The organism is Lysinibacillus sp. FSL R5-0849 (genome assembly GCF_038595075.1).
In the GTDB taxonomy this organism is placed as follows: Bacteria; Bacillota; Bacilli; order Bacillales_A; family Planococcaceae; genus Lysinibacillus; species Lysinibacillus fusiformis.
Genome location: NZ_CP152004.1, coordinates 2,192,254 through 2,211,159, shown reverse-complemented (window position 1 = coordinate 2,211,159; position 18,906 = coordinate 2,192,254). Strand labels below are relative to the sequence as shown.

At 37.7% G+C, this 18,906-nt stretch carries 13 protein-coding genes and 1 riboswitch; of the genes, 2 read left to right on the top strand and 11 right to left on the bottom strand.

All coding sequences use genetic code 11. From position 1 onward, the window contains the following. Window positions 1-167: 167 nt before the first annotated feature. The 6 genes from MKY80_RS10845 to MKY80_RS10820 form a co-directional block, all read right to left on the bottom strand. On the bottom strand, window positions 168-1,025 hold the full coding sequence (locus tag MKY80_RS10845; RefSeq protein ID WP_107922227.1) for a transporter substrate-binding domain-containing protein: 858 nt from the start codon (window positions 1,023-1,025) through the stop codon (window positions 168-170). A 118-nt stretch (window positions 1,026-1,143) separates the two neighbouring features. Continuing rightward, a riboswitch (Lysine riboswitch) is annotated at window positions 1,144-1,330 on the bottom strand. A gap of 304 nt (window positions 1,331-1,634) precedes the next feature. Further along, window positions 1,635-2,891 carry a 2-oxoglutarate dehydrogenase complex dihydrolipoyllysine-residue succinyltransferase gene (odhB, locus tag MKY80_RS10840; RefSeq protein ID WP_090001558.1) on the bottom strand — a complete coding sequence of 419 codons (1,257 nt, stop codon included), beginning with the start codon at window positions 2,889-2,891 and terminating at the stop codon, window positions 1,635-1,637. A gap of 91 nt (window positions 2,892-2,982) precedes the next feature. Further along, window positions 2,983-5,808: a 2-oxoglutarate dehydrogenase E1 component gene (locus tag MKY80_RS10835; protein WP_036148259.1), complete on the bottom strand. Its 2,826-nt coding sequence runs from the start codon at window positions 5,806-5,808 to the stop codon at window positions 2,983-2,985. A gap of 232 nt (window positions 5,809-6,040) precedes the next feature. After that, window positions 6,041-7,426, bottom strand: coding sequence for a HAMP domain-containing histidine kinase (locus tag MKY80_RS10830; RefSeq protein WP_089984379.1), 1,386 nt, complete (start codon window positions 7,424-7,426; stop codon window positions 6,041-6,043). Next, a complete protein-coding gene (locus tag MKY80_RS10825) occupies window positions 7,423-8,100 on the bottom strand; it encodes a response regulator transcription factor (protein WP_043990791.1) in 678 nt (225 codons plus the stop codon). The genes MKY80_RS10830 and MKY80_RS10825 overlap by 4 nt, the downstream gene beginning before the upstream one ends. Before the next feature lie 113 nt (window positions 8,101-8,213). After that, complete coding sequence (locus tag MKY80_RS10820; protein ID WP_089984383.1) at window positions 8,214-10,241, bottom strand: diguanylate cyclase; 2,028 nt, start codon at window positions 10,239-10,241, stop codon at window positions 8,214-8,216. A 540-nt stretch (window positions 10,242-10,781) separates the two neighbouring features. Here MKY80_RS10820 and MKY80_RS10815 point away from each other — a divergent pair. Continuing rightward, complete coding sequence (locus MKY80_RS10815; RefSeq protein ID WP_025115397.1) at window positions 10,782-11,330, top strand: GNAT family protein; 549 nt, start codon at window positions 10,782-10,784, stop codon at window positions 11,328-11,330. A 70-nt stretch (window positions 11,331-11,400) separates the two neighbouring features. Here MKY80_RS10815 and MKY80_RS10810 read toward each other — a convergent pair whose 3' ends face one another. Then, window positions 11,401-12,477: an undecaprenyldiphospho-muramoylpentapeptide beta-N-acetylglucosaminyltransferase gene (locus MKY80_RS10810; protein ID WP_089984387.1), complete on the bottom strand. Its 1,077-nt coding sequence runs from the start codon at window positions 12,475-12,477 to the stop codon at window positions 11,401-11,403. Between the two features lie 170 nt (window positions 12,478-12,647). On the opposite strand from MKY80_RS10810, the gene MKY80_RS10805 reads away from it, so the two are divergent. Continuing rightward, complete coding sequence (locus MKY80_RS10805; protein ID WP_089984390.1) at window positions 12,648-13,997, top strand: MATE family efflux transporter; 1,350 nt, start codon at window positions 12,648-12,650, stop codon at window positions 13,995-13,997. Between the two features lie 41 nt (window positions 13,998-14,038). Here the strand turns inward: MKY80_RS10805 and MKY80_RS10800 are convergent, their stop codons facing one another. The 4 genes from MKY80_RS10800 to MKY80_RS10785 form a co-directional block, all read right to left on the bottom strand. Then, window positions 14,039-15,115, bottom strand: a complete 1,077-nt coding sequence (locus tag MKY80_RS10800) for a Ger(x)C family spore germination protein (protein ID WP_043990818.1) — start codon at window positions 15,113-15,115, stop codon at window positions 14,039-14,041. Beyond that, window positions 15,105-16,133: a GerAB/ArcD/ProY family transporter gene (locus tag MKY80_RS10795; protein ID WP_342532917.1), complete on the bottom strand. Its 1,029-nt coding sequence runs from the start codon at window positions 16,131-16,133 to the stop codon at window positions 15,105-15,107. Before MKY80_RS10795 ends, MKY80_RS10800 begins: the two co-directional genes overlap by 11 nt. Beyond that, window positions 16,130-17,563, bottom strand: a complete 1,434-nt coding sequence (locus MKY80_RS10790) for a spore germination protein (protein ID WP_008181636.1) — start codon at window positions 17,561-17,563, stop codon at window positions 16,130-16,132. Before MKY80_RS10790 ends, MKY80_RS10795 begins: the two co-directional genes overlap by 4 nt. A gap of 221 nt (window positions 17,564-17,784) precedes the next feature. Next, a complete protein-coding gene (locus tag MKY80_RS10785) occupies window positions 17,785-18,471 on the bottom strand; it encodes a CAP domain-containing protein (RefSeq protein ID WP_008181638.1) in 687 nt (228 codons plus the stop codon). Between the last annotated feature and the right edge of the window lie 435 nt (window positions 18,472-18,906).

Genomic DNA, 18,906 nt, shown 5'->3' with positions numbered 1-18,906 from the left:
TGTTCCTCCTAACAATGTCATGTTGCTTGCTATCTTTTTCGTGCCCTAGCTCTTTCTACTAGTCTATGTTTTATTTCGCTAGGACATTATCATTATGTAGAGAGGTTCTCATTTTAATAATGATGAAATGATAGTGCACGGACTAGTCAATAGTCCGTGCCATTTTTTTATTGTGCTGCTGGTTGCTGAGAAATAGCTTCTTCCATAATCGCTTGGCGATCATCTTCAGAAATTCCTTTTAGAATTTCATTGATTTTATCAAGATTCGCATCTTCTTTACGTAAGCCTACAGCAATTGACGTATTTGAAAGATCTGTATCGAAGCCCTCTTCAAATGCTACGTATGTGAATTTATCGTTGGCAGCAGCTGCGGAAATACCTTCTGGACGTTCTGCAACATAGCCATCAATTTTGCCTGCCTCTAAAGCTACACGCATAGCTGGGAAGCTTTCCATTGCTGTTTGTTTATTAACATCTTTGATTTGGTCTATCACATTGTAGTTGGATGTATTAAGTTGTGATGTAATTTTTGCTCCAGAGAAATCTTGAATGGATTTGACCCCTTCATATTTGCTGCCTTTTTTAATAACCATAACAAAATCAGAAGTATAGTAGTTTTCTGTAAAATCAATTGTTTTCTTACGTTCTTCTGTTGGCGACATGCCTGCGATAATTGCATCAATTTTATTTGATTGTAGCGCTGGTACTAAGCCGTCCCATTCCATTTTAACGATCACTAATTCTTTGCCTAAGCCTTCAGCGATTTTTTTCGCCATTTGTACATCATAGCCGCCTGCATATTCTGCATTATCTGCAATTTTCACCGCACCATTTGCATCATTTTGCTGTGTCCAGTTGAATGGTGGGTAGCCAGCCTCCATTCCAATTCGGAATTCACCGCCGCCGTCTTCCTTATCTGCGCCAGCTTCTCCTGAACTGCCTTCTTTTTTGTCGCTAGTGCCACATGCAGCTAGCACAATTGCCGTCATGATAGAGATCATTACTAACAGCCATTTTCTTTTCATGAAAAACTCCCCTTTTCTGTAAAAAAATAAGACAACTGTACGAAAAAAGACCTAAGTTTTGTGAACTTAGGTCTTACCTTTTATGACAGTTGCCCAAATCCTCACTATAATTCCATGTTTCCGAGATAGCACAACCTAGTAAACCTGGAATTGAATTCACTAGGACAGTCCTGCACTTATTCACTGCAGACCCAGCATAAAAGTACGAGCTCCTTTTATACTTCGGCGATATTTCCTTCTTCATTGCGTCTTTGTTTGCTTGTACTCAACAATGAACTAATAAATACCGCGCCTCTACCTCACTGTTATAGGTTAGTGAGGTTTGTTTATTTAATTGATATTTAGATACTACTATAAAACTAGTATGTACGTCAAGAGAGTTTTAGCATTTTTCTGACTAATGACAATATTAGGGTATTATGCTTGACCTATCCATTGTTAATCTATGTATTTTTGTCAATATATCCGCCGGAAAACCACAAATTTTTACTATCAATGGTTTTTATACTAAGAAAATAGTTTCGTATTTTCAAAATCACTAAAGACTTTAGTGATACAGAAAACCAAGAAAAAAACCCTGTAAAACAAAGTTTACAGGGTTTAAAGGATTTATGAATTTAATAATAAATCTTCAGGATTTTCGATTAATTCTTTAACTGTTTTTAAGAATCCTACAGAATCTTTTCCATCGATGATACGGTGATCATAAGAAAGTGCTACGTACATCATTGGACGGATTTGAACTTCACCATTTACTGCAACTGGACGGTTAACAATTGAGTGCATACCTAAAATACCAGCTTGAGTACCGTTCATAATTGGTGTTGACATTAATGAACCGAATACACCACCGTTTGTGATTGTGAATGATCCACCAGCCATGTCATTTAAGCCTAGTTTTTTCTCACGAGCTTTAGTCGCTAAGCTAGCGATATCTTTTTCGATTTCTGCGAAGTTTTTGCTGTTTGCATCGCGTACAACTGGTACTACTAAACCTTCTTCAGTTGATACTGCAATACCGATATCAAAGAAGTTATTTAAATGTAATTCATCGCCAACGATTTGAGCGTTTACGTATGGGTATTTTTTCAGTGCTGCAACAACAGCTTTTGTGAAGAATGACATGAAACCAAGTTTGATGTCGTTTGCTTTAACAAACTCTTCTTGTTTACGTTTACGAAGTGCCATGATGTTTGTCATGTCAATTTCGTTGAATGTTGTTAACATTGCTGTTGATTGTTTAACTTCTAATAAACGTTTTGCAATTGTTTGACGACGACGGCTCATTTTTTCAATTGTTACACGGTCAGAATTAGCAGCTGGTGTGAATACAACTGGGCCACCTGTAGTTGCTACTGGTGCTGGTGCTGGTACTGCTGGTGCTGTACCATGTGCTGACACATCTTGTACACGAACACGGCCTTGTGGATCTACTGGAGATACCGCTGCAAGGTCGATGCCTTTTTCACGTGCAAGTCGACGTGCCGCTGGAGATGCGATAACACGCTCACCAGAAGTTTCTTCTACTACAGGAGCTGCTGCAACTGGTGCTGTAGGAGCCGCTTGTGGCGCTGCTGGAGCTGGAGCTGCTTCAGCTGGAGCCGCCGTTGCTGGTGCAGCTGCTGCGCCTTCGCCTGCTTCTACGATAGCAATAACTTGACCAACTAGTACAGTATCGCCTTCTTCAGCTAAAATTTGTGTTAATACACCTGCTTCTTCAGAAATGATTTCAGCGTTTACTTTATCTGTTTCAAGTTCAACGATGAATTCACCTTTTTCAACGCGATCGCCCACTTTTTTTACCCACTGTGCGATACTACCTTCTGTAATCGATTCTGCTAATTCAGGGACTTTAATTTCAGCCACTTTCATTTCCTCCTTTGATTAACGTGCATGACGCACATAAAAGGGCTACTGCTTATGGGCAAGTAGCCCAGCTATCAATATTTATATGTTATTATTTAACCTTTACTGGCTCAGCAACTGCTTCTTCAATAAGTGATGATTGAGCTGCTTTATGAGAATCTGCATCCCCTTCAGAAGTTGAGCTCATTGCAGGACGACCTACATAGCGAAGCTTTTTACCTTCTGCAAGTTCATATAATGTTTCTAGTGCATAATTCCATGAGCCTTGGTTTTTAGGTTCTTCTTGTACCCATACGATTTCTTTTGCATTAGGATACTTAGCAATAATACCAGCAACTTGCTCTTTTGGGAATGGGTAAAGTTGTTCTACACGAACAATGTGTACGTGATCGAAACCTTCTCCATCTTTCACGCGATCTGCTAAATCGATCATCACTTTACCAGTACCTAATACGATACGCTCTACAGCTTCTGTTTTTGTACCTAAGCCAGGTTGTTCAATCACTTCTTGGAATGAACCATCTGCTAATTGCTCAGCATTAGCTGCTGCTAATGGGTGACGCAATAATGATTTTGGTGATACAACCACAAGTGGACGTACACCTTCAGTACCTAATAACGCTGCTTGACGGCGCAATAAGTGGTAGTAGTTACCTGCATTTGAACAGTTTGCTACAAACCAGTTATTTTCTGCTGACATTTGTAAATAACGTTCCATACGGCTTGAAGAGTGCTCTGGACCTTGGCCTTCATAACCATGTGGTAATAGAATCACCATGCCAGATTTTTGACCCCATTTAGAGCGTGCCCCTGAAATGAAGTTATCAAACATTACCTGTGCCATATTCGCGAAGTCACCAAATTGTGCTTCCCAAACTGTTAATACATGGCCGTTTTCTAAGTTATAACCATATTCAAAGCCAACTACCCCTGCTTCAGTCAGTGGTGAGTTGTGCACTGAAAAGGATGCACTTGCACCAGAAATATGATGAAGTGGTGTAAAGACATTACCATTGTTTTTATCGTGAAGCACTAAGTGACGTTGTGAGAAAGTACCACGTTGTGCGTCTTGACCTGTGAAACGTACTGGTGTGCCATCTTGGATAATAGTTGCATAAGCTAAAGTTTCCGCATGACCCCAGTCGATTTTCGCAGATGCAAATGCATCACGACGTTTTTCTAAAATTTTGCCAAGCTTTTTCTGTGGCTCGAAGTTTTCTTCAAACACTAGAAGCTCTTCGTTAATTTTACCTAAACGTTCTGCTCCAACTGCTGTATCAATTTGTGGGAATTCAATTTTTAATTCTTCTGGCATTTCTAATTGATGATGCTCATCTTTTGAAGCCATTTCTTTTACATGATCATAAGCCGCTTGCATTTCTGCATAAATAGCTGTATCTAATGCAGCTACATCTTCAGTTGATACAAGACCTTCTGTTACAAGTGCTGCACCATATAATGAACGTACAGTTTCGTGTTTAGATACTAATTTATAAGTTTCTGGGTTTGTAACCGTTGGATCATCAGTTTCGTTATGACCATGACGGCGGTAACCAACTAAATCAACGACAATATCTTTACCGAATTTTTGGCGGTAGTTAGCTGCAAAGCGACCAACTTGTGCCACTGCTTCTGGGCTATCTGCATTCACATGTACTACTGGTACTTCATACCCTTTTGCTGGGTCAGAAGAGTAAACAGAAGAACGAGAATCATATTGTTCAGTCGTGAAACCGATCATATTGTTCGCGATAATGTGAATAGTACCACCTGTTGTAAATCCTTCAGTTTTAGCGAAGTTTAATACTTCAGTTACGATACCTTGACCTGGGAATGCTGCATCACCATGCACAAGAATTCCTAAGCCTTTTGTGCGATCATGAATCGCTTGACCTGGTTTTGAAGTGTCATCTTGCGTTGCACGTGTAGCACCTAGAACTACTGGATTGCCTACTTCTAAGTGTGATGGGTTGTATGCAAGCTTTACATTCATACCTGAATCACGGTTATAAGAAGCACCCATATGGTATTTCACATCACCTGTCCACCCTTTTGTAATTTCAAGGCGACCATTTTCTGGCATAAATAAATCATTTGATACATGTGCAAAGTCAGAGAACATCATGTCATAAGGTTTATTTAAAATATGTGTTAAAACATTTAAGCGACCACGGTGTGCCATACCAATACGTACTTTTTCAACACTTAGCGCTTCTGCAGTTTTAATGATTTCATCAAATAGTACAATTTGCGTATCTAAGCCCTCACCAGAGAAACGCTTTTGTCCTACAAATGTTTTATGGATAAATTTCTCGAAATTTTCAACACGCGTTAAACGATCTAATAAGGCTTTCTTTTCATCAGAAGAAAGTGCTTGTTGGAAAGAGCCAGATTCAATTTGTGCTTGAATCCAATTACGTTCTTCTGTAGCTACTACATGTTCATATTCAAACGCTACTTTATTTGTATAAATAGCTTTTAAATAGTCAATTGCATCCTTACCATTTTTCACGTTTGCTGGCACATCTTTGAAGAAGATTGCTGCAGGAATTTCAGCTAAATCTGCAGCGCTTAAGTTGAACGCGCTTTCTTCAATTTGAGCTGTTTGTAGTTCACGGTTTTTCAGAGGATAAATATCTGCTGCTAAATGACCGCGTGAACGGATTGCATCGGCTAATTTCACAGCGGCTAACACTTTTTTGTAATCGCCAGCAGGAGCCGCTGCTGTATGACTAGCTACAGCTACTTCACCTTCTACTACTACTGGTGCACCAAATTGTTGGAATAAAGAAACTAACTCCGGTTCTACTTCTTCAGGAGACTGTAAGAATAAGTCGTATTGCTCCATCACATATCCTAAGTTAGGACCAGAGAAAGCTGACCATGGAGAACTTACAGTTGTAACGTTGTTCGACATGAAAAATGACCTCCAAATTTTGCCTTTCGGCAGTTCCATTAATTAAATTGCAATTAATTATATAATATTTAGCCGTTCTTTAAAAGAATGTTTTACACTACTTTTCCATATTTTAAAGAACGTTTTTTCCATCTCAATCTTACTACTCTTCACAAAAAATACAACTCTTTTTAGCAAATTAAGCAATTTTTTTCGCAAAGGATAGAATAATGAAATAAAGCGTGCATTTTTCTTAATATTTTAGCGGGATCTTTAATGAGAAAACGGTTCCAATATTAACCTCACTCTTGACTTCTACCGTCGCATTATATTTTTCAAGCAACATCTTCGAAATACTTAATCCTAAGCCAGTTCCACCAATTTGACGGTTTCTTGCCTCATCCACTCGATAAAAACGATCAAAGATAAAAGGAATATTGTCTTTTGCTATTCCTATACCATTATCAGCAATTTCTAAACATGCATAATTTCCAGCAACTGAAATAGAAATTTGTATCTTAGGAATTTTTTCACAATAACGAATTGCATTTTCTATTATATTACGAATGATTTGACTTAGTGCATTTTCAGTTATAAATAAAGGACCCATTTCATCATTTTTCGACAGCAAAATTCGCGCTTTTGGGTGTACAAGCCTCATTTCATCGATAACAGCCTCAATCACAGATTGTGCATTTGCCTCACTCATCTCATCTTTTTCCTCACGTCTTGCAAGCTCTAATAACTCCTCAATCATTTTACGCATGCGAGCGATTTCTGTTAAGGAAGTATCGATTGACTCCTCTAAAATAGCTGGATCATTTTTGCCCCATCTTTTTAGCAGAGAAAGATGACCTTCGATAGCTTGGATTGGCGTACGAAGCTCATGAGAAGCATCAGCCACAAATTGTTGCTGCTGTGTAAAAGAAATTTGCAGCTCATTCATCATGGTATTGTACATTTTCAACAAATCACCAATCTCATCGTGTGATGTGTAGGTTAGCTGTATAGGCTCATTAAAGCCTTGATCCATCACCATTTTCATGGAAGCACGTAATTCACGCAATGGCTTCATTAAATAATTGGCTAGATAATACCCAATAGAGCCTGATAACACCAATGCCCCAAGACCTGCGATGAGCATAGCTGTTAATAAATAATGCATAAGCGATTGAAAACCGTTGAGCGGATGGACAACTTGGACATACCCTTGAAAAAAGCCTAGTCGTATTGGTTCATTCATGACCAGTACATCCTGCTTATCAATGGTCGTCTCAAAAATCTCCTGCATGGAGTTAAGAGGTGCAGCAGCTGAAGTATTATTGATACGCAAAATATCCACGCCGTCCGCATTAAACATTCTAACAGTTTCATCTCGATCGACAATCGATTTGAGCAAACCAGTATTTTGTTGAATTTGTTGAATCGTAATATCCGGTCCCTGTGATTGTAAAAATGAAATAATATCCCTGCTAGTCCGTTCAACCTTGCTTTCCTCATCATTTAAAAGCCATGTATGGAGAGAAATATAAACAACCACGCAAATAATCGTATAGCTTAAAAAAATCACACTACTCGATGTGAGCATCCATTTTTTCTGTAAAGATTGACGACGGAGATACATCAGTAACTTGTTCATTCCCGCATCACATACCCAACCCCTCGAACCGTTTCAATATAGGCATTCGTATCACCTGGGAGCTTCGTCCGTAAATGACGTATATACACATCTACCACATTGGTCTCTATATCTGTATCGTAGCCCCATACAGATGTTAGAATATGCTCGCGTGTACAAACTCTATTTTTGTGTTCGATTAATAGTTTCAGTAAATCATATTCTGTCTTTGTGAGGTCAAGTTTATTCCCTTGCACGAAAACTTCATAGGCTGCGATATCTATCTCAATATCACGTAAACTCAAAAATTCACTATTTGCTGGCTCTTGTGTTGTTGCACGACGTAAAATCGTTCGAATTCTTGCTAATAGTTCTTCGATCGCAAATGGCTTGACGATGTAGTCATCTGCTCCAGCATCTAGGCCAGCTACACGATCCATAACAGCGTCTCTTGCCGTTATTAAAATAATAGGTACTTGAGATTGCGTCCTAACTCGCCGACAAATTTCAATACCATTGATGCCCGGTAGCATCACGTCAAGTAATAGCACATCAAATGCTTCAATTGTTGCTAAAGATAGCCCCTCACGCCCTTCAAAGGCAACCGTCACGTCATAGCCTTCATGCTGTAGCTCTAGCTCAACAAAACGTGCAATATGCTTTTCATCTTCCACTACTAATATTTTCTTAGGCACATAATCACCTTCTATTCCGAAATAACGATGCAGGATTTTTATCCCTATACTGTTATAGCATAACATCAAATAAAAAGTCTGTCTCACAAGGAATAACTTGTGGACAGACTTTTTTAATGAGCTTCCGAAATAAAGAGATTATTTTTCCCAGCTTCTTTTGATTTATATAAAGCTTGATCAGCCAAATCCATTAATTCATCCAATGTTTGGGCATGATCTGGATAGTAGGAAATTCCTATTGAAGCAGTTGGTGTGAACTGATGATCCTCAATCATCCAGCCCGCTGCTAATTCATCACGAATGCGACGAATAATATGCATAATTTGACTATGCCTTTTATCAATTTCCCTTGTTAAACCTGTTAGGATGACGAGAAACTCGTCGCCTCCAATTCGAATAACGATATCATGACTTCGAACGGTTTTGCTCAAAGCGTGACCAAAGCTCTGAATAAACGCATCTCCTGTATCATGGCCAAAGCGATCATTGACAGCTTTAAAATCATCACCATCCAAATAAAGCATCGCTACACTTGCATTGTTTTCGTCGGCCTCTGCCAATATTGTCGGAAACTCATTTTGTAAATAACGGCGATTGGGCAGTTGTGTTAAAGAATCATGATAGGCAAGATAAAGCAAATCATTTTCCCTCTCTTTACGATGGGTAATTTCACGGGACACCATCATAATTTGAGAAACTTTTTCTCGATCAGGATCATGGACCACCGTGACATTCCCTTCTGTCCAAATAGGTGTGCCGTCCTTTGCCTTCAGCAAAAGTTCGAACTGGGTATCTGTTTGACCAGTAAAGTTATTTAAAAATGTTTGCCATTCATGCTGGCTTTCTGTATCAATAATGGCACTGTAAAACTGACCTTGTAGCTCCCCATTTTCATAGCCTAAATATATTTCATAGGATGGTGACGTATAAATAATGATTCCATCCTCATTCGTAATAACAATTAAATCATTCGTATTTTCCGTAATGAGACGGAAAGTACGTTCAATATTTTTTAATTCTGTGAACATTCTTTTCTTGTCTGTAATATCATAGTTAATGGTTAAAATTTGTTCAATCTGACCAAATTCATTTTTTAATGGAACAATGGTTGCCTCCACCCAATAATCAGCATGATATTTTGTGCGATAGCACAGCTCTCCCCGCCAGATCTCTCCACTAGCAAGTTTGTCATTGATTAATTGTAAAAAATTTTGTGTTTGGTACCGAGGCTTAAGTAGTGCATAAGACTGCCCAATTAATTCCTCTTCCGTGTAACCTGAAGCTTGTAAAAACATCTCACTCACTTCTGAAATATGGCCTGCACTATCTAAAATAGCTATGGCCGTAGCTGAATTTAATGCCGATTTAAACACTTCAAAGCCATGAGATTTCGACCGTAGTTCGGCCTTTTGCAAGGTGAACTGTGTGAAATCCTGCATAATAAGAAAGATTGCAAAGGAATTGTCCTCCTGCATGACAGGCGATAGTGACAGTAAATACATGCGTTCTTGCTGGTCCAACGTAAGCAATTTCACAAACTTTTCATTCACGTTTTCTCCACTAGCCGCTTGTTGTAAATACAATTTAATTTGCTGCACTTCTTCTTTTGGAACAATCGGTAAATCAATAAACATTTTTTGTTTGACGGCTTCATTATCTAATTGAAAATCTTTCATAAAGCTTGAATTCACTTCATAAATCATACCTTCAGCTGATAATACAACGGTCGAAAAAAAGGCATGGTCGAACATGGACCGCATAAACAAAAATTTATCTTCAATACTACGATCATAGTGAATTTCCTTGGTAATTGCTAAAACATAGTCTTCTTGGTTATAGTGCAATGGGCGTACAGTTGTTTCATATTTACGAACCTCCGACTGCACATATGCATAATCTACATAGTCAACCTGTATATGTTCTGCAATTGCATGATGATAGTTTTTCTGAATGATCGAAAAATTTCGATTTGAGGTAACTGCGGAAAGCATTTTTCCAATTACATCGATCGATAACAGTTCTCGAGCTGCATAGTTTAAGCGAATATATTGAAAATCTTCCTCTACTTTTTTCATAAGAAAAACAAAATCATTGCCAATAAATAATTCATTAAAAAAATCTTCGCTTAAAAGATACTCCATACTGTCACCTCCAGAAAAGGCCATTGCCATCATAATAAAAAACTATGTATATGCTTAATTATACGTAAAAACTAATTCTATTATTATAACATAAAAATAAAAAATTACCTTTCTAGAATTAGATAAATTATATCCTTTTAAGGATATTTTTGATAATTTAGCTATTTAAACATAAAAATATACTACTAAAGTTTCATACAATTGATTAATAATAGATAAAAGTGATATGATTTACTTAATTTTAAATATGTAAAATAAATTGAATATTTCTATTCATTTATCAGAATTTACTGACTATTAAACTAAAAATTTTGTTTTTTACGAGCAAAATGATTGCATGAAACAGCTAGCATGTTATATTATATTTAAAAAACTAGTCTTTTTTCGGTATGGTCGAAATCAGTAAGACAGCGGGAGATTATGGAATATCATAGTTATAACGTCTAGTTCTTTGGGTTTTAATTCCAGTACGAATTTTAGTTTTCTTCTTTATGCTTCAACGGAATTGTTTTAACTACCCTAGTAAAGGAGGCGTTTCGTATGCTTAAACATCGAGACCTGCATGAATGTACAGAGCTTTATGAACTATTATCACACCCTTCTGTATTCCCTTTTGTCCGTCAGAAAGCCACATCCGCTGATGAATACTGGTTTATGACAAAGCAACTGATCGAAGAGGAAGCGAGAGGACTCGCTATCTCGAGGACCATCACTGATGACTGGGGTCAACCAATCGGCACCATTAGTATACACGATGTTGAGGACGGTGCAGGTTTTTTAGGAACGTGGATTGGACTCCCTTACCAAGGAAAAGGCTACAATCAAAAGGCAAAAATGCTTTTTTTGAATGAGTTATTTTTTGATTATAATTTCCATACGGTATTCCTCCGTATTCGTGTTGAAAATATAAAATCACAGCGTGCTGCGTTAAAATTACCCTATATAGTGAGCGCTAATGAAAGTCATCCAACTTTGTTAGCTCAAGTAAATAGTGGTATGGCACAATTTGATCTATTTAAAATTCCAAAAGATTTATTCTACTTAACAACTGCTTATGAAATGCAAGAAGGCGAAGAACAAGCAATGTAAGCCTATTAAAATAAGAGAAGCTATGAGGTGCTGTCATCATCGATATCCCTCATAGCTTTTTTAATGACTTTTATTTTTGATAGTTCAAAATTAATGACGCCATCTCGTCAGGCGTTTTTGGTTTTTGAGTTTTGGACATCGTTTCAACCATTTCCTCTTTACGCCCTGTTAGTGTATAAACAGACTTCATAAAGGATTCCTTTGTTAAAGCTTCTTCCTGTAACACTTCTGCATAGCCCTGCTTTTTAAATAAATTGGCATTTAATATTTGATCACCACGGCTTTTTTGGGCAGATAAAGGCACCAAAAGCATTGGTTTATGAAGTGCTAAAAACTCAAAAATAGAGTTTGATCCCGCTCGAGACACAATGAAGTCTGCTGCATGCATTAAATCAGGCAGCTCCGTCGTCACATATTCAAATTGTTTGTAGCCGGACAATGATTCTAACGACTCATCATAGTTTCCTTTTCCACATAAATGAATCACGTAAAACTGTTTTAACAGCTCTGGTAAATTTTTTCGAAGGGCATCATTCAGAACAACTGAGCCTAAGCTACCACCCATGACAAGTAAAACAGGCTTTAATGTTGTAAAGCCACAGTATGCTAATCCTTTTGCTCTTTCCCCTTTCAACAACTCAGGACGAATGATGGAACCTGTACAAGTTGCTTTGTCACTTGGTAAATGCTTCAGTGTTTCTTCAAAAATGGTAAACACATGAGAGGCAAAAGGTAAAGCTATTTTATTGGCAAGCCCAGGTGTCACATCTGATTCATGGATTACGACTGGAACACCCGCCAGCTTGGCTGCCATGACAACAGGGACAGAAACAAAGCCCCCTTTTGAAAATACGACTTGCGGCTTTACTTTTTTGATAATACGAAAAGCCTGCATCATTCCAGCAAGCACCTTAAATGGATCTGTAAAATTTTTCATCGAAAAGTAACGACGCAATTTACCACTTGCAATGCCATAAAACGGCACATTAGGGAACGTCTCACCAATTAATTCTTTTTCAATACCTTGTTCTGAGCCAATATAGTGGACATCATAACCTAGTTCAAGTAAAGACGGGAGTATCGCTTGGTTTAACGATACATGGCCAGCTGTCCCACCACCGGTTAAAATGATTGTTTGTTGTTTCACATGAATTCTCCTATTCCTTAAAAAACATTGTAGGTAGACTACTTTTTGTGTACAGTGTTCTATTTTACTATATGCCGACGAAAAGATATAGATGAAGCAATAAATTTTCAGCTTTTCTCTCTTTACATATGCTATACTTGTTCATTATGTTAATGAAGGAAGTATCATACATGTATCAAACATCCACTTTGAAAGAAAAATACGCACTACTTTTAAAAATGATCATCCCTATTTTAGTAACCCAAGTAGCTATCTACCTCGTTTCTTTTTTTGATGTGTTAATGTCAAGTCGCTATGGGACGGCGGATTTAGCAGGCGTATCGATTGGTTCCTCCATCTGGATGCCGATTTATACTGGACTTTCTGGCATTCTCCTAGCCATTACACCGATTGTCTCCCAGCTTGTAGGGGCAAAAAAGGAAATGGATGCTAAAAAGGCTGTTCAGCAAGGCATTTATGTAGCCATTACACTGTCCGTCATTATTTTCATTGGACTTTTCTTTGGCATCGATTGGATACTTAGCAAGATGAGCTTAGAAACATCTGTACATAATATAGCAAAGGGCTACATCTATGCGATGTGCGCTGGTCTTTTGCCACTATTTTTATTTTTTGTTATGCGTTGTTTCATTGATGCACTAGGACAAACACGTGTCACAATGATCATTACCTTAATGACAACACCGATAAATATCGTATTAAATTACATCTTTATTTTCGGAAAATTCGGATCACCTGAGCTTGGTGGGATTGGAGCAGGCGTAGCCACAGCCATTACTTACTGGCTGATTTTCTTCATTACAGCTTGGATTATCGCAAAACGAGTGCCTTTCGAACGCTTCCGGATGTTTCACAATTGGCGCAAGCCTTCATGGCTACAATGGAAGGAAATTTTGCTAATTGGTGTACCGATAGGCATTTCACTCTTCGCAGAAACAAGTATCTTTTCGGCCGTCACCATGATGATGAGTAATTTTAGCACAACCATCATCGCAGCCCATCAGATTGCGATTAATTTCACTTCCCTCCTTTATATGGTACCCCTAAGTATTTCAATGGGTGTCACGATATTAGTAGGCTTTGAGATTGGTGCCGGTCGCATGAGGGATGCACGTACGTATAGTTATCTTTGTGTTGGTACTGCCATTGTCTTTAGCTTTATTTCTGCTTGTATACTCTTTATTTTGCGTGAACCTGTTGCGCATATGTATACGACAGATAGCAACGTAATTGAATATGCTGTGCAATTTTTAGTATTTGCCGCTATTTTTCAGCTATCTGATTCTATCCAAGCCCCTGTGCAAGGAGCTTTAAGAGGCTATAAAGATGTGATGATAACATTTATTATGGCTATTATTTCTTACTGGGTAATTGGTTTACCAGTTGGTTATTTGCTTGCGACCCATACAGATTTAGGGCCTTTTGGCTATTGGATCGGACTCGTCGCAGGATTGACTACTGGCGCTGCTACGCTATTGATTCGCTTGCTACTTGTTCAAAAAAGAGTGACTGTTGCATAATAAAAATCGCCTTTTCCATTGTTCTAGGAAAGGCGATTTTTTTAACGTAAAACTCCTGTTCTAATGATTTTTACTTCCACTTTCGGTTTGAGTAATAAAGAGGAGAATTCGGTATGCCAATCTTCCTTAAACATGTTTGGATGATACGCCCGAATATGACGACCAATCCCTAATGTATCAGACTTTTGATTTTGAAGAATCCGCAAGACTTCCTCAAACTCAGCTTGCATGTTTTCCTCTATCATTTGTTGTACGTCTTGAAAAATTTCATCCTTATATAAATGATCGTGCGGAAATTCTTCAACCTCCACATCAATGGTATAACTCATATCTATTGTTCGTAATTCCTCATTGACAGTCCATTTACGCTTCACCTTTAACACATCAACTGTAATTGGATTGACCTTCCCATCATTTTGCCACAGATAGCTCATTCGTGCTGCTTTACTTTTTTTATTCATTAATAGCAGCATCGTTAAGGATTGGGATGGTGTTAAGACAGTGCCGGTAAAGCTTCGTCCCGAAAATATAGCTAAGCCCCCTGCCACCGCATGCTTTTTATCTTCATTAAGTTGAAAATAAGGCAGAGCAATATCAATGGTCTGATCCAAAAGCATAGAACCCACTACTTGCAAATCGATCTTTGGAAAATAGGTATTATCCTCTGAACTTTCGATAAATCGCTGATAATAGCTCCCCGCGCTACCGGCAAGATCTTTTGTCAAATCTACAAACGGTTTAACATCACCATCAGTAAGCGCGATTTTGATAGATATAGGATTTTGAGGGTCCCGAAAATATATATCCAATAGTTCAAAGATGGACTCCCTCGCCGTACGATCGGAAATCAGAATTGTTGATAGCTCCGATAAATCAAGTGTTTGCTCCACTTTTAAATTGGCATTTGTCCGCACTTCACGAGGTGATAACCCTTCAGCCTCGATAATTTCCGTTACTTGAGTCATTGAAGTTGGATAAGCATAATACCCTTTATACGTTCCAACATAACCTTCTATCCCAACAAGCGTCACAACGGAAGAGTTTTTATAAAGTCTTTCATCCCAGCAGCCAGCTAGCAGTAACATCGACAGGACCATCACAATTCCTTTACGAAACACTTTTTCCCCTCCATTTATTCCAACCAATTATGACTATAGGCAATAAAATAGTAAAGAAGATGAATACGTAGTGTAAAGAATTTTTGATAAACTCAATGCTTCGAAAATGTAAGACAAAAAGCGGTAGAATGGCTAGGAAAAGATGATACACAATAATATTTCTTCTCGGATGCTTCTTTTGTTTCATAAAATGAAGCACTCTGAAAGATAGCCCATAAACCATAATAGTAACAATCGACCAGGAAAGCCAAATATAGACGAAAAAAATATCAAGTCGCTTCACAAATGTGACTTCCTGTGATTTTAAAATATACATAATGGGTTCTGGTATGAGATTAATTTCATCTAAAGAGAAAAACATTTGCGTAAAAAGTACCGAGATAAAGTAAAAGACGAATATGACTAGTTGATAGGTCAATAAGGGTCTTCCCTTTACTTGTAAATCTTTTTGTAAAAATGGGCGATAAATAAGGTACATTTCAATACCAAAATAAGCATAGATACTATGAATCAGGCCAGCTACTATTTGTTTTGTATGATTCCATTCAATCGGAAAAAGATTACTCCACGTTAAATCGGGTATGGTTAGCATGAGAAAAATCACAAATAGAAAAATAAGGGGAATGAGTAATACACCAATATTGATGACCGTTTCTGGTCTACTTAGGTTGGCATATAACGAAAGGGCTACTATAATGACAACAACAATCCACTCGGGCGTTTGTGGTAGCACCCACGATGCCAAAACATAGCTCATATAGGCAATAAAGACAACGGTCACTAGTAGCCAATAGATTTGATACACCCAACGAAAGAAACCATTTAAATAGAAATACGAGTAATACCGTTCAAAAAATAGGAGTAGGCCATAATGTATGACACTTGCTATAATAAAAATGAACCATGAGCTATTTCTACTGGAAATAATTAAAGGAGTTTGAAAGGCAATGTAGACAACACCCGTTTGAAAAATAAATAATAGTAAAAAGAACTGCGCCTTTGTCAGGGAAACATTCATGGTGTATCCTCGTTTTTCGTTTGCTCATCTTTTGGTGGTTGAAACGATGTAACTTGCACGGTCGGTTTAATAAACGGCCAGCGTAGAAAAATTTTAAGCACTGCCTTCGGTTGAAAAGGAATGATAGGTGAAAAATAAGGCTGTTTTAAAGACGTTAAATTAATTAAATGAATGAGTAAAATGACAACTCCTACGACAATCCCTAAAAAACCAAACAAAGAGGCTAGTACCATAAACGGAAAACGGATCATGCGAATAGTACTATTTAACTCGACTGACGGGACAACATAGCTGGAAATAGCCGTTAATGCAACAACAATGACCATTAAATTAGAAACTAATCCCGCACTGACGATGGCATCCCCTATGACTAATCCCCCTACGATTCCAATTGTCTGCCCTACAGATTGTGGTAATCGAATGCTAGACTCTCGAATCAATTCCATAATAATCTCTAGAATCAATGCTTCAATTAGCGGTCGATAAGGAATATCATTTACGTCATTTTTCACTTGATTACTTAATTCCAATGGTAGCACTTCAAAATGAAAGCTTATAATGGCAATATAAAAGGCTGGTAAAAAAACGGCAGTTAAAAACGACAGAAGTCGAACAATTTTATAAAAAGAACCGACTACAACTCGACCATTATAATCATCTGGCGTCTGATAGAATGAAAAAAAAGTGACAGGAGCAATAAATGCGGTCGGTGAAATATCCGTCATGACCACAACCTTACCCTCCACTAAATTGGCTACTACACGATCTGGATGCTCGGTATTTAACAATTGCGGAAATGGAGATAACACAGAATCCTCTAGCGCATCACTTAATTGACCAGAGCTATAAAAATAATCAATTTGAAGAGCAGCAATCCGCTTCTCTATCTCTTGTAATGTCTCTGGCTTTATAACCCCATCCATATAAAGATAATACGCCTTTGATTTCGTTTGTTGGCCAATCGAAAATGATTTCACGACCAATGCAGGATTATTAATACGTCTACGTATTAACGCTAAATTGGTATCCACACGCTCAATTAGACCTTCATGAGAGCCACGTAAAATACTTTCGCTACTCGGTTCTTCGAGGTTACGTCGAACTTCATTCACTATAGTAAGCGCCAGCATTTTTCCTGTATCAGGCAATATAACGATGGTTTCTCCCTGACAAACTCGCTCTATCGCAAGGGGTAATGAAAAATTTTCTAATGTCGTAATTAATGTTTCACTCCAAAAAGGCTTTGCTGTATCTAAACGTGCATAAATTGTATCTAAAACTTTTTGAACTTCCTTAGCATCTACAAGAGAAGCGTAAAAGCATAAAATAGCTGTATTGCCTTCATGCCAATCTACCTGTCTGACTGTCAAATCAGAGGAATGGTAGAATGCTTTTTGCAGGCTTTTCATCATATATTCCACTCTATCCATAAAACGCCTCCTCTACTGGAGAGTATAAGCATTTTTCTCTTATTTCAAACAAATTTATAACGGATTCATCTCCATAAAAAGATGCCCAGACGGATTTTAACTAGGCATCTTTTTAATATTTATTTTTGGCTCTACCTGTACTTCCCACTTCTACATTCATTCAATAAAAAAATGCCCTATAAGCCTAGTAGACTTATAAGACATTTTCGTAAACAAGAATCTTATTTTGTAATAAATTGTTGTGTCCAGTAATTACCTGATTTCACGTAACCTACACCAATATGTGTAAATTTACCATTTAAAATGTTAGCACGGTGACCAGGTGAGTCCATCCACGCTTGTACTACTTCTTGTGGAGAACGTTGACCTTGTGCAATGTTTTCTCCTGCACTTTTATAGGCGATTCCTAAAGCTTTCATACGATCAAATGGTGAACCGAATGTTGGACTTGTATGTGAGAAATAGTTATTACTTTGCATATCTTGTGATTTTTCACGAGCTGCCGCCATTAATTTATCATCTGTTTGTAATGGAGATAAACCAGCCTTTGTACGTTCAGCGTTTGTTAATTTTACTACCTCTTGTTCAAATGCATTCACATCTGAAGTTGTTGTTGAAGGTGTAGAGCTAGTTGGTGGTGTTGCTGGCTTTTCGTTTTGTGATGATTGATTATTGTTTGGCGTAGTTGCCGTATTGTTATTATTTGTTGTAGGCGTCTCTTTAGATGGTGTAGATGCCTGCGGGAATTGAATATTCCATTTATGATTGTTAGACCATTTATAATAAACTTTACAGTTTGTTGTTTGCTTTACTGAATTCCCCTCTGTTGTATTTGTAGCAGCAGAAGCTATTTGAATTGGAGCTGCTAAAAGAAATGTTGCACAAATTGCAGTTAGTGTTTTTTTCATGTTTGCAATTCCTCCTTCTATGCCATTAATCGTAAAGGATAATTTTCATTAAATTCTTACCAGCATCTGCTAACTACGCCAATACGGAAATAAATACGCGAAAAATCGGGGTTTTTTTGCTATATTTCTTAGTAGGATTAACCAATCTATGAAATACTTACGTTTGAAAGTGGGTTGACACCCCTATAAATCTAGCAAATATTATCGTAAATTCACCATAAAAGTGAATCCAAAATGTATGCGTTATTCAATGATTCAGTTACTCTAATGATCCTGATTGAAAGCCGCCAGAATTGTGATATCACTAGTTCTAGTGGCTCTTCTCACTATTTATATTACAAATATATTACAGACGCGTTACATTCTCTTTACATAAAAATAAAAAAACCTGCGTAATCCACACATTGTCTAAATTGTGCAATAATCCACAGGTTT

Bases quoted from the DNA above. Each gene is read 5' to 3' on its own strand.
- MKY80_RS10845 (WP_107922227.1), bottom strand. From the start codon at position 1,025: ATGAAAAGAAAATGGCTGTTAGTAATGATCTCTATCATGACGGCAATT.
- MKY80_RS10835 (WP_036148259.1), bottom strand. From the start codon at position 5,808: ATGTCGAACAACGTTACAACTGTAAGTTCTCCATGGTCAGCTTTCTCT.
- MKY80_RS10830 (WP_089984379.1), bottom strand. From the start codon at position 7,426: ATGAACAAGTTACTGATGTATCTCCGTCGTCAATCTTTACAGAAAAAA.
- MKY80_RS10820 (WP_089984383.1), bottom strand. From the start codon at position 10,241: ATGGAGTATCTTTTAAGCGAAGATTTTTTTAATGAATTATTTATTGGC.
- MKY80_RS10815 (WP_025115397.1), top strand. From the start codon at position 10,782: ATGCTTAAACATCGAGACCTGCATGAATGTACAGAGCTTTATGAACTA.
- MKY80_RS10805 (WP_089984390.1), top strand. From the start codon at position 12,648: ATGTATCAAACATCCACTTTGAAAGAAAAATACGCACTACTTTTAAAA.
- MKY80_RS10795 (WP_342532917.1), bottom strand. From the start codon at position 16,133: ATGAATGTTTCCCTGACAAAGGCGCAGTTCTTTTTACTATTATTTATT.
- MKY80_RS10790 (WP_008181636.1), bottom strand. From the start codon at position 17,563: ATGGATAGAGTGGAATATATGATGAAAAGCCTGCAAAAAGCATTCTAC.
- MKY80_RS10785 (WP_008181638.1), bottom strand. From the start codon at position 18,471: ATGAAAAAAACACTAACTGCAATTTGTGCAACATTTCTTTTAGCAGCT.